This is a genomic window from Enterobacter sp. T2 (genome assembly GCF_010692925.1).
Taxonomy (GTDB): domain Bacteria; phylum Pseudomonadota; class Gammaproteobacteria; order Enterobacterales; family Enterobacteriaceae; genus Enterobacter; species Enterobacter kobei.
The window spans coordinates 3,119,302-3,130,843 of the sequence record NZ_CP048736.1 but is presented as its reverse complement, the minus strand read 5'-3'; the positions used below and the strand labels follow the sequence as shown (position 1 = coordinate 3,130,843).

The window sequence follows — 11,542 nt, the reverse complement described above, 5'->3', positions numbered from 1 at the left end:
TATGCTCTCAAAGGTACTTGGATTAGTCAGGGAAGTTTTAATGGCTAAGTTTTTTGGCACAGGTGATGTTAATGGGGCCTACCGTATTGCCCAGACAGGAACTTTAGTGCCAATTAATTTTATGACAAGTGATAGCCTTAATTCAGCGTTTATTCCCTTATACAAAAAATATTTAACAGAAAATGAATTTCGTGCATCAACATTCAAGTTATGTATGTTTATTTTCTTTGCGTTGGTATCGATAGCGATATTTATAGTTCTCTACTTTTTGTCAGACTATTGGGTTGGCATCATGGCACCTGGAATTAGCGGGAACGCACGTGAGATGTCGACCGAACTACTAAAGATAATGGCAATTTGCTGCCCATTTTATCTTTTTTCAGCATTAATAAACTACCTCTCAATGGCACATGGGGACTACAAACCCATATCGATGCGAGCTTCTATCCAGAATGTTGGAATGCTGTTAGGGGTGGTCGCTGCATACTATTTTCGCAATTATTTATATTTAGCCTGGGGATTTACCGGCAGTTATATCATTTTCAGTATATGGGCGCTTTTACGTGCCAGAAAAAGTACCATATTAACTCTCCCACACCGTTTTGATATTGTAGAAGTTAAGTTGGTAACGAAGAGCTTTTGGATAACTCTGCGCCCTTTGCTTATATTGCCGTTAATCTTGCAGGGAAATATTACTCTTGAAAGAGCCCTTGCATCATTTATTAGTATTGATGTGGTATCTGGTCTGGATTATGCGCGTTTTATCACCGATACTGTCGTTTTTATTTTATCTGTACCAATAGCTTTTGCGGGCTTGTCCGAATGGTCCTCACAGAAACCAGAGGTTGTCAGAGACAAGATCAAAGTTATTTATAAATGGTTGGCTTTATTAGTAATTAACATATCTTTTTTCATCTTTTTCTATGCGAAAGACCTTGTTATCCTCCTGTTTATGCGCGGTGCTTTCGACCACCATTCTGTAGCGGTGACTACAGATATTATCCAGGGTATGTGTATAGGACTCTGGGCACAGGTAATTGGCTATATATTTATAAAAGCACTCAGTGCGCACCTTAAAAATAAGCAGGTACTAATTGTTATGATGGTTGCTCTGCTCAGTAATGCTATTGTAAATCTGGTGACTTACAAAGTCTGGGGCGCTTTCGGTTTAGGTTTGGGGAACTCAATTTACAGTTTAATGATGTTCATTCTTAGCGCCTGTTATTTGAAAATTGCAAAAGATCTCCTCCCGGTACTCATTATAATATCTATTGGTCTTGTTGTTTATACATCACTCATTCTTGCATTTGGGCATTATTTAGTTGAACCAGATAATGTGATTCTCCGGATAATGATGAATGGTTCAATTTTCGTGATGTTTAGCTTAATATGGGCTATGTCATTCCCTATGTACAGAAATGGTATTAAAGGGATTCTCACTAAGAAAGGACTACGATAGCGTAATAATTTATGAAGAAAAATACAGACATTAAAGATATTATCGTTTTATCTACTGCTGACTGGGATAATCCTTTCTGGACCAACAAACAGCATGTTGCTTTAGAACTGGCGAAACGTGGTCATCGTGTTCTTTATATTGAATCTTTGGGATTACGTCGACCCAGCGTAAACAAGAAAGATCTATCGCGAATTCTTCGCCGCATAATTAAAGCAATTAAGGCGCCGCGAAAAGTTCGCGATAATATTTGGGTATGGTCGCCAATTTCTATCCCGTTCAACAGCTATGCATTTGTTCGCAAGCTAAACAAACTCATTCTAAGTAGTGCTCTTAAGTACTGGTGTTGGCGCTTAAAATTCAAGAATGAAACGCTATGGACTTATAATCCTTTGACAACGCGTTTTCTTGAACCCGATAATTTCAGTTACGTAGTATACCATTGCGTTGATGAAATTAAGGCCCAACCTGGGATGCCAGTTGACATTCTTCAAAATGCTGAAGAAGAATTAGTGCGACGCGCTGATATTACGTTTGTTACGTCATTGACGTTGCTTAAAACAAGGAAGAAATGGAGTGATGAAGTCTATTACTTCTCCAACGTCGCGGATTATAACCATTTCTCAAAGGCGCTGGATGAACATTTGCCGATACCTGTCGACTTGAGCAACATTCCAGAACCACGAATGGGATTTATCGGTGCAATCAGTGGCTATAAGGTAAATTTCTCGTTACTTGAAAGAATTGCGGAAGCTCATCCTGAATGGTCAATAGTGATGATTGGGGATATAGGAGAGGGGGATCCAGACACCGACGCAACACAGCTTACTCGGCATAAAAATATTCATCTTCTTGGACCGAGAGCCTATCAGGAACTGCCTGGTTATCTGAAAGGATTTACGGCGACATTGCTTCCGAATAACCTAAATGAATATACAGCTTCGATGTTCCCAATGAAATTCTTTGAGTATCTGGCTGCGGGAAAAGCTGTAGTGAGTGTGGATTTAGCCTCGCTTTGTGACTTTACGGACTATGTTCGTATCGCCCACAGTCCCTCTGAATTTATTTCTGCGCTAGAAGATATCACTTCTGGAAACCGGATTTCGGTAGAAAAGTGTCAGGAACTCGCTCGGGAATATACATACCAGTCACGCACTGAAAAAATGTTCAAGTTAATTGATGAGAAGCGTAATGAAAGTAGCAATCGTACATGAGTGGTTCAGTTCCTATGCAGGTTCTGAAAAAGTCGTTGAGCAAATCCTTCATTGCTATCCTGATGCGGATGTGTTCGCTGTCTGTGATTTCTTAAAACCAAATGACCGCCACTTTTTAAATAATAAAAAGGTCACCACAACATTTATCCAGCGTTTGCCATTTGCATCTAAAAAATTCCAGTCATATCTTCCATTAATGCCGCTGGCAATTGAGCAGCTTGATATGTCTGAATACGATGTTATTATCTCAAGCAGCCACGCTGTATCTAAAGGGGTTATCACTGGGCCGGATCAAATTCATATTTCATATGTTCATTCTCCTATCCGCTACGCATGGGATTTCCAACACCAATACCTGCGCGAATCTGGACTGGATAAGGGTCTGAAGGGTTTACTTGCAAAATATTTGCTACATAAAATCCGTATTTGGGATTACCGTACTGCTGCGGGTGTTAATCATTTTATTGGCAACTCGAATTTTATCGCACGGCGTATTAACAAAGTTTATGGAAGACAAGCTGATGTTATTTATCCTCCTGTAAATACTGAAAAATTCGAATTTAGCGATAGTAAAGAAGATTTCTACCTGGCCGCGTGTCGTATGGTGCCTTATAAGCGGGTTGATCTCATTGTTAGCGCATTTGCTAATATGCCAGAAAAGAAATTAATTGTTATCGGTGACGGCTCTGAAATGGAGAAGATTAAACAGCTGGCTACGGATAACGTTACGCTTCTGGGATATCAGGACGATGCTGCACTAGTTGATTTTATGAAGCGTGCTAAGGCATATGTTTTTGCCGCAGAAGAAGATTTCGGCATATCACCTGTTGAAGCGCAGGCAAGCGGCACTCCGGTCATCACCTACGGTAAAGGTGGTTGCCTCGAAACGGTTAAACCACTGGGTAGTAAGAAAGCGACCGGCGTGTTCTTCTTTGAACAAACCGCAGATGCCATTTGTGAAGCAGTGAATACCTTTGAAAAATATGCGAGCGAGATTAAGCCGGAAGATTGTCGCGAACATGCTTTAACGTTCTCGGAGCAGCGCTTCCGTGACCAACTTAGTCAATATGTTGAAAGCGCCTGGGCGCAATACTCTGAGTCCTTAATTAATACTCAGGCTGCAAGACTACAGAACAGCTATACTCATTCGGAAAAATAATGACCACGGCATAGATCAAATGATTTATGCCAGGGATTAAATAATGAAAATCAGCGTATTTAAAGATCAAAAGAAAGAATTTATTTGCCGTAGCGCCCTAATGGCGTCAGACTTTTTTTGGCTAAATGCTTCTTTAGGACTCTCGTTTCTAACCGTCATGTTCTTTATTGGCGACCTGAATACCTTCATGCCGATCCGTCAGATAGATGTGCGTGTTTTATCACACGTTATTCTCACTGCGTTGTGTGTTTTCTGGTTTGGCGTCCGCCTTCGCCACTATGCACAAAAAAAGCCGTTCTGGTCAGAGCTAAAAGAAACATTACGAACTATCGTCATTTTTTCGATCTTCGATCTTGCATTGGTTGCATTCTCCAAATGGCATTTTTCTCGCTATATTTGGGCCTATTGCTGGTTATACGCCATTATCATGGTTCCATTATCGCGTGAAATCACCAAATCTATTCTTAACAAGTTGGGCTACTGGAAAAAACGTACGGTTATTCTAGGTTCAGGCAGGAATGCGCGTGAAGCCTATTTTGCTTTACAGAGCCACGAAGTCTCAGGTTTTAAAATTGATGCGTTTTGTGATTTTGATGCAACTGACGATATGATGGAAGAATGTCCCATAGTCAAAGACGAGGAGACATTACTCACATCTTATAATTCATTTTCAACGCAGTTTGTTGTGGCGTGTGATTTTGATGAAAAAGATAAGTTTGAAAACTGGTTAAGGTTCCTGGCGAAACATAAGTGCCGAAATGTGATTATTATTCCTTCCCTGAGAGGATTCCCTTTATACGGCACTAGTATGTCCTTTATATTCAGTCATGAAGTATTACTGTTGCAGGTTCACAATAATCTTTCCAAAGCAACGTCACGCTTCATCAAACGGACGTTCGATATTGTCTGTAGTCTGGGTATTCTCGTTGTTTCGTCACCTTTGTTTGTTTATCTCTGGTATAAAGTCTCCCGCGACGGCGGCCCTGCAATCTATGCACATACAAGGATAGGTCGTCGGGGTGAAAAATTTGACTGTTACAAATTCCGCTCGATGAATATCAATTCGAAAGAAATTCTTGCGCGTTTGCTAGAAAATGACCCAGAAGCCAGGGCGGAATGGGAAAAAGATTTTAAGCTCAAAAACGACCCCCGGATTACACCTATTGGCCACTTTATTCGTAAAACCAGCCTCGATGAATTACCTCAATTGTTCAATGTGCTCAAAGGGGAAATGAGTCTCGTTGGCCCTCGTCCAGTCATTCATGAAGAGCTGGAACGTTATGCTGATGATGTTGATTATTATCTGATGGTTAAGCCAGGAATGACCGGGCTATGGCAGGTCAGTGGCCGTAACGACGTAGATTACACAACCCGTGTCTATTTTGACTCCTGGTATGTCAAAAACTGGTCTCTATGGAATGACATAGTGATTTTGTTTAAAACGGTTAGCGTGGTTCTTTTTAGAAAAGGTGCTTATTAATTTTCATACCTGGATGTGATCGGTAATACGGAGTTTTAATGAAAGCTTTTGTTTTTGTTAATGATAATGGTGCGGCCTATTGTCGCTATGCTAAAAATGAGATACCTGCACAGTTTGTGTATGGTGTATCAAAACTGGAAAAAATGGGATTTGAGGTAAAGGTTGGCGAAGGACGCTTATTCAAAGATTTAGTCTCCTTCTGGAAATTTAAGCCTGACTTGTTTTTTATGCCATTTCTCAAAAGAAAGACGATGCTCTATTTCATTCTGGCAAAAATTTTCATGTTCCCAACAAAATTCGCGGGCTGGATGCATCTCGACGTCTTTTCGCCACCAGGTTCCAGACTCAAAAGAATGATTCATTCACTGCTGCTGCCTTTTTTGCAGCTATATGTTAAACGCATTGATGCCATTTTCTTTCTTTCTGATAAAACTCGCGAAGAAATCATTCTATCAAGACAGCTTCCTCAGGACCGATGTCATTTTGTTCCCTGGGGGGGGAGGCGAATTTTTACGCCCCCTTTGTTAAAATGCGCCATGATGATAAAATCATTTCTACAGGGCGAGAGAATAGGGATCTCCCGGCAGTAATGAATGCGTTAAAAAATAGCGACGTTACGATAGATATTTATACCAGCGATTTGTCATTACAGGATAGTTATGTTAATGCAACAGGAAAGGTTGATGTAAATAAAGGAAGATGGGAATATAAAGAATTACTTGAAAAAGTAAGTGCTTCAAAATGTATGATAATTCCGCTTAAACTTTCTAAGGTAAATTATTGTGTCGGATTATCTTCGTTGATTGAAGCAATATCTCTGGGAGTTCCAGTTATAGCAACCTATAATCCATACTGGTACGTCGATATCGAGAAAGAAAATTGCGGTATTTATATTAGAAACAATTCAGAGAGTGAGTGGTTGCGAGCTCTTGAACAGTTGAATAATAATCCGGCGTTGGTAGAGCAAATGTCTAAAAATGCCTTGAAGGTATTTAAAGCGAAATGTGATTTTGCCCGTACGGAAGACATACTCGCGTTACATGTAGATAAATTACTAAGAAAAATGTAATTCTTGTATTTTCCTTATTTATTTTATAGCAATATGATGATTGCATAATCTTAAAATTAACTAATTGAAAGTGAAAATTATGAAAATTCTTGTCACTGGTGGTGCGGGTTTTATTGGTTCAGCCGTGGTCCGTCATATAATAAACAATACTCAGGATGTGGTTTGTGTTGTTGATTGTTTAACGTATGCCGGAAACATAGAGTCCCTGGCTCCGGTTCAGGACAATCCACGCTATTCATTTTCTCTAACTGATATTACCGATGCAAAAGGTGTGGCAGATGTCTTCAATACCTTTCAGCCCGATATCGTAATGCATTTAGCGGCCGAAAGTCATGTTGACCGCTCGATAGATGGACCCGCAGCTTTCATACAGACCAATGTAATCGGCACATTTATTATACTTGAGGCGTCACGCCAATATTATGCATCACTTGATGATGAGCGTAAAAAGGCTTTTCGTTTCCATCATATTTCTACCGATGAGGTATTTGGTGACCTGCACGATGCAGATGACCTCTTTACTGAAGAGACACCTTATGCACCAAGTAGCCCTTACTCTGCATCCAAAGCGGGAAGCGATCATTTAGTTCGCGCCTGGAACCGTACCTATGGTTTACCAACGGTGATCACTAACTGTTCGAATAACTATGGTCCGTACCACTTCCCGGAGAAATTAATTCCTCTCATCATCCTTAACGCACTGGCAGGAAAACCGCTTCCCGTTTATGGGAATGGTGAGCAAATTCGTGACTGGCTATATGTCGAGGATCATGCCCGGGCACTGTATAAAGTAGCGACAGAGGGCGAGAATGGTGAAACCTATTGTATAGGTGGCCATAACGAACGAAAAAATATTGATGTTGTAAAAACCATTTGTGCAATACTTGATAAAATTATCGATAAAAAACCCAAAGAAATTTCCAGTTTCGCCGACCTTATTACTTTTGTGGCTGACCGCCCTGGACACGATCTTCGCTATGCCATTGATGCTACCAAAATGAAGAATGCTCTTCACTGGGAACCTCTCGAAACGTTTGAAAGCGGTATTGAAAAAACGATTCACTGGTATTTAAACAACCAGGGTTGGTGGCAGCGCGTTCTTGATGGCTCTTATGCTGGCGAACGTCTTGGACTGAATAAATAATCGAGGTACAGAGTTATGAAAGGCATTGTTTTAGCTGGAGGTTCAGGCACGCGTTTGTACCCCATTACCCAAGGTGTGTCAAAGCAGTTGCTTCCAATATATGACAAACCTATGATTTTCTATCCAGTATCGGTGCTTATGCTTGCCGGTATTCGGGATATCCTGATTATTACGACGCCTGAGGATATGCCTGCTTTTCAACGCTTAATGAAAGATGGCTCTCAGTTTGGCGTAAATTTCACTTATGCAGTCCAACCTTCACCTGATGGTCTGGCTCAGGCTTTCACTATCGGTGAGAAGTTTATTGGTAACGATCCTTGTGCTTTGGTTCTTGGTGATAATATTTTCTTTGGCCAAAGTTTTGGAATGAAGTTAAATGCAGCGGCTAAGAAAACTACAGGCGCGACTGTGTTTGGTTATCAGGTTCAGGATCCCGAGCGTTTTGGTGTCGTCGAGTTTGATGAACATTTCAAAGCGTTATCTATTGAAGAAAAACCGCTGAAGCCAAAATCTAACTGGGCAGTGACGGGGCTTTATTTCTACGATAACAATGTTGTGGATATGGTTAAAGAAATCAAACCTTCTGCGCGCGGCGAACTTGAAATTACCACATTGAATCAGATGTATCTTGATCTCGGTAAGCTTGATGTTGAACTTCTTGGCCGTGGCTTTGCCTGGCTTGATACAGGAACGCACGACAGTTTAATTGAAGCTTCTCAGTTTATCCACACCATCGAAAAACGGCAGGGTATGAAAGTGGCGTGTCTTGAAGAAATTGCCTACCGGAATAAATGGTTAAGTGCTGACCAATTAGCTATCCAGGCCGAACTGCTTCAGAAAACCGCCTATGGTCAGTATTTGAAAATGTTGATTGGACAATAATCGGTTATGGCACTCAAAATATTACTTGTTGGAAAAAATGGTCAGGTCGGATGGGAATTACAACGTTCTCTTTCTATCCTTGGCGACGTCATCGCAGTCGATTATTTTGATAAGGATTTGTGTGGTGACCTGACGAATTTACCGGGCATCGCACAGACGGTTCGAACCGTAAAACCTGACGTTATTGTTAATGCGTCAGCACATACTGCCGTTGACAGAGCGGAGCAAGAACGCGAGTTGTCAGAATTACTGAATCATAAAGGCGTCGCAGTGCTGGCTGAGGAATCAGCGAAGATCGGTGCGCTTCTTATCCATTATTCTACTGACTACGTGTTCGACGGAGAGGGTGAACATTATCGCTTAGAGGATGAGAACCCCTCACCGCTGAATGTTTATGGTGAGACCAAATTAGCGGGAGAATTAGCGATTGCCCGTCTTAATCCTCGTCATCTTATCTTCCGCACCAGTTGGGTCTACGCCACGCGCGGGAATAATTTTGCGAAAACGATGCTGCGCCTGGCGCGTGAAAAAGAAACCCTTTCTATTATCAACGACCAGCACGGTGCTCCGACAAGTGCTGAACTGCTTGCCGATTGTACTGCTCTGGCCATTCGTGAAGAGCAACGTAATAAAAATGTCGCCGGTAGCTACCATCTGGTTGCGAGCGGGGAAACGACATGGTTTGATTATGCCAGTTTTGTATTCAATGTCGCTAAGGCTCACGGTGAATCGCTTGCTGTGAATGATGTTATTGGCATACCGACCAGCGAATATCCAACACCGGCTACCCGACCATTGAATTCACGCCTTTCTAACGAAAAATTTGAGCGTGTTTTTGGCGTGAAGCTTCCTGACTGGAAAAAAGGGGTTGAGCGCGTGGTTGTTGAAGTATTAGGTAAATAAAGAGTGAATAATGAAAGTTATTGATACTGACATTTCTGATGTCAAAATCATTGAGCCAGTTGTTTTTGGCGATGAACGCGGTTTCTTCATGGAAACATGGCAACAGAAAAAGTTTTGTGAGCTGGTTTGTAATCGCAGCTTCGTGCAGGACAATCACTCGAAATCTGCAAAGAACATTTTGAGAGGCTTACATTACCAGACTCAAAATCCGCAGGGTAAATTAGTCCGTGTCGTCAGTGGAGAAGTATTTGATGTTGCGGTCGACATGAGAAAATCATCAGCCACTTTCGGACAGTGGGTCGGCGTTATTCTTTCCGCCGAAAACAAACGACAACTCTGGATCCCTGAAGGCTTTGCTCACGGCTTCTACGTTTTGTCTGAAAGTGCAGAGTTTGTCTATAAATGCACTGATTATTACAACCCGCAGTCCGAGCATTCTTTATTGTGGAACGATGATTCTATCGGGATCACATGGCCTCTTACCGAGGGTGAGTTACCTGTGCTCTCATCCAAGGATCGAGAGGGTAAGCCCTTCGCCGACGCCGTGTATTTTGACTAATTGATAGCCAGTTTGCTTATCTCGCAGTGGTAAGCGCACCAAAGGCTATCTAAAACTCACATGCATGAGTTAACATCATAGATACATTCAAACTGCATCGCATCGCAGTGATTATCCCTAAGACAGGAGTATGTAATGTCCAAGCAACAGATCGGCGTTGTCGGTATGGCAGTGATGGGGCGCAACCTGGCGCTCAACATCGAAAGCCGTGGTTATACCGTCTCCGTTTTCAACCGCTCCCGTGAAAAAACTGAAGAAGTGATTGCCGAAAACCCAGGCAAGAAACTGGTTCCTTTCTATACGGTTAAAGAGTTCGTTGAGTCTCTGGAAACGCCTCGTCGTATCCTGTTAATGGTGAAAGCGGGCGCGGGTACCGATGCTGCTATCGATTCCCTGAAACCGTATCTGGATAAAGGCGACATCATCATTGATGGCGGCAACACCTTCTTCCACGACACCATCCGTCGTAACCGTGAACTGTCTGCTGAAGGCTTTAACTTCATCGGTACCGGTGTCTCCGGTGGTGAAGAGGGCGCCCTGAAAGGCCCATCTATCATGCCTGGTGGCCAGAAAGAAGCCTACGAACTGGTTGCACCTATCCTGACCAAAATCGCAGCGGTTGCCGAAGATGGCGAACCGTGCGTGACCTATATCGGTCCGGACGGTGCGGGCCACTACGTTAAGATGGTTCACAACGGTATCGAATACGGTGATATGCAGCTGATTGCAGAAGCCTACTCCCTGCTCAAAGGCGGTCTGAACCTTTCTAACGAAGAGCTGGCTGAAACCTTCACCGAGTGGAACAAAGGTGAGCTGAACAGCTACCTGATCGACATCACCAAAGATATCTTCACTAAAAAAGATGAAGAGGGTAAATACCTGGTTGATGTGATTCTGGATGAAGCAGCGAACAAGGGTACCGGTAAATGGACCAGCCAGAGCTCTCTGGATCTGGGCGAACCTCTGTCCCTGATCACCGAATCTGTGTTTGCACGTTACATTTCCTCTCTGAAAGAGCAGCGCGTTGCGGCATCTAAAGTGCTCTCTGGTCCGCAGGCTAAGCCAGCGGGTGACAAAGCGGAATTCGTTGAGAAAGTTCGTCGTGCTCTGTACCTGGGTAAAATCGTTTCCTACGCGCAGGGCTTCTCACAGCTGCGTGCAGCGTCTGACGAGAACAACTGGGATTTGAACTACGGCGAAATCGCGAAGATCTTCCGTGCGGGCTGCATCATTCGTGCGCAATTCCTGCAGAAAATCACCGATGCCTATGCAGAAAACGCGGGTATCGCGAACCTGCTGCTGGCACCGTATTTCAAGAAGATTGCCGACGAATACCAGCAGGCGCTGCGTGATGTGGTTGCTTACGCTGTACAGAATGGTATTCCGGTTCCGACCTTCTCCGCTGCCGTGGCATATTATGACAGCTACCGTGCTGCCGTACTGCCAGCGAACCTGATTCAGGCACAGCGTGACTACTTCGGCGCGCACACTTATAAGCGCACCGATAAAGAAGGTGTGTTCCATACCGAATGGCTGGATTAATCTGATTTAACTCCGTCTGATAACAAAGCCTGATGAACCTCATCGGGCTTTTTTTATCGCGCTTACGCCCATGTGGACTTGCTTTGCTCAACGAGCATCGTTTAACACCATATAAACCACTGCATTTTCTCATT

Annotated in this window: 11 protein-coding genes; all 11 read left to right on the top strand. The window is 42.9% G+C overall.

Going from position 1 to position 11,542, the window contains the following annotated elements:
* Window positions 1-40 precede the first annotated feature (40 nt).
* The 11 genes from murJ to gnd all read left to right on the top strand — a co-directional run bounded on the left by murJ (window position 41) and on the right by gnd (window position 11,408).
* Window positions 41-1,459: a murein biosynthesis integral membrane protein MurJ gene (murJ, locus tag G0034_RS15220; protein WP_179121063.1), complete on the top strand. Its 1,419-nt coding sequence runs from the start codon at window positions 41-43 to the stop codon at window positions 1,457-1,459.
* 11 nt (window positions 1,460-1,470) lie between these two features.
* Entirely contained in the window at window positions 1,471-2,670 is a 1,200-nt protein-coding gene (locus tag G0034_RS15215) for a glycosyltransferase (protein ID WP_179121062.1), read from the top strand.
* Complete coding sequence (locus tag G0034_RS15210; RefSeq protein WP_014884483.1) at window positions 2,648-3,829, top strand: glycosyltransferase family 4 protein; 1,182 nt, start codon at window positions 2,648-2,650, stop codon at window positions 3,827-3,829. The genes G0034_RS15215 and G0034_RS15210 overlap by 23 nt, the downstream gene beginning before the upstream one ends.
* A 43-nt stretch (window positions 3,830-3,872) precedes the next feature.
* Window positions 3,873-5,309, top strand: a complete 1,437-nt coding sequence (gene wbaP, locus G0034_RS15205) for an undecaprenyl-phosphate galactose phosphotransferase WbaP (protein ID WP_014884482.1) — start codon at window positions 3,873-3,875, stop codon at window positions 5,307-5,309.
* A 38-nt stretch (window positions 5,310-5,347) separates the two neighbouring features.
* A complete protein-coding gene (locus G0034_RS15200; protein ID WP_179121061.1) occupies window positions 5,348-5,899 on the top strand; it encodes a glycosyltransferase in 552 nt (183 codons plus the stop codon).
* Window positions 5,899-6,378, top strand: a complete 480-nt coding sequence (locus G0034_RS15195; protein WP_127341535.1) for a glycosyltransferase — start codon at window positions 5,899-5,901, stop codon at window positions 6,376-6,378. The genes G0034_RS15200 and G0034_RS15195 overlap by 1 nt, the downstream gene beginning before the upstream one ends.
* 79 nt (window positions 6,379-6,457) lie before the next feature.
* Window positions 6,458-7,522 carry a dTDP-glucose 4,6-dehydratase gene (rfbB, locus tag G0034_RS15190; protein WP_179121060.1) on the top strand — a complete coding sequence of 355 codons (1,065 nt, stop codon included), beginning with the start codon at window positions 6,458-6,460 and terminating at the stop codon, window positions 7,520-7,522.
* A 15-nt stretch (window positions 7,523-7,537) separates the two neighbouring features.
* On the top strand, window positions 7,538-8,404 hold the full coding sequence (gene rfbA / locus G0034_RS15185) for a glucose-1-phosphate thymidylyltransferase RfbA (RefSeq protein WP_014884479.1): 867 nt from the start codon (window positions 7,538-7,540) through the stop codon (window positions 8,402-8,404).
* 6 nt (window positions 8,405-8,410) lie between these two features.
* Window positions 8,411-9,307, top strand: a complete 897-nt coding sequence (rfbD, locus tag G0034_RS15180; RefSeq protein WP_179121059.1) for a dTDP-4-dehydrorhamnose reductase — start codon at window positions 8,411-8,413, stop codon at window positions 9,305-9,307.
* A gap of 10 nt (window positions 9,308-9,317) precedes the next feature.
* Window positions 9,318-9,866 carry a dTDP-4-dehydrorhamnose 3,5-epimerase gene (gene rfbC / locus G0034_RS15175; protein WP_179121058.1) on the top strand — a complete coding sequence of 183 codons (549 nt, stop codon included), beginning with the start codon at window positions 9,318-9,320 and terminating at the stop codon, window positions 9,864-9,866.
* A 135-nt stretch (window positions 9,867-10,001) separates the two neighbouring features.
* Entirely contained in the window at window positions 10,002-11,408 is a 1,407-nt protein-coding gene (gene gnd / locus G0034_RS15170; RefSeq protein WP_014884476.1) for an NADP-dependent phosphogluconate dehydrogenase, read from the top strand.
* The last annotated feature ends 134 nt before the right edge of the window (window positions 11,409-11,542 follow it).

What these genes read in the sequence shown, in the direction of transcription:
- G0034_RS15215 (WP_179121062.1), top strand. Translation starts at nt 1,471, where the DNA reads ATGAAGAAAAATACAGACATTAAAGATATTATCGTTTTATCTACTGCT.
- gnd (WP_014884476.1), top strand. Translation starts at nt 10,002, where the DNA reads ATGTCCAAGCAACAGATCGGCGTTGTCGGTATGGCAGTGATGGGGCGC.
- rfbD (WP_179121059.1), top strand. Translation starts at nt 8,411, where the DNA reads ATGGCACTCAAAATATTACTTGTTGGAAAAAATGGTCAGGTCGGATGG.
- rfbC (WP_179121058.1), top strand. Translation starts at nt 9,318, where the DNA reads ATGAAAGTTATTGATACTGACATTTCTGATGTCAAAATCATTGAGCCA.
- rfbB (WP_179121060.1), top strand. Translation starts at nt 6,458, where the DNA reads ATGAAAATTCTTGTCACTGGTGGTGCGGGTTTTATTGGTTCAGCCGTG.
- G0034_RS15210 (WP_014884483.1), top strand. Translation starts at nt 2,648, where the DNA reads ATGAAAGTAGCAATCGTACATGAGTGGTTCAGTTCCTATGCAGGTTCT.
- G0034_RS15195 (WP_127341535.1), top strand. Translation starts at nt 5,899, where the DNA reads ATGAATGCGTTAAAAAATAGCGACGTTACGATAGATATTTATACCAGC.
- murJ (WP_179121063.1), top strand. Translation starts at nt 41, where the DNA reads ATGGCTAAGTTTTTTGGCACAGGTGATGTTAATGGGGCCTACCGTATT.
- G0034_RS15200 (WP_179121061.1), top strand. Translation starts at nt 5,348, where the DNA reads ATGAAAGCTTTTGTTTTTGTTAATGATAATGGTGCGGCCTATTGTCGC.
- wbaP (WP_014884482.1), top strand. Translation starts at nt 3,873, where the DNA reads ATGAAAATCAGCGTATTTAAAGATCAAAAGAAAGAATTTATTTGCCGT.
- rfbA (WP_014884479.1), top strand. Translation starts at nt 7,538, where the DNA reads ATGAAAGGCATTGTTTTAGCTGGAGGTTCAGGCACGCGTTTGTACCCC.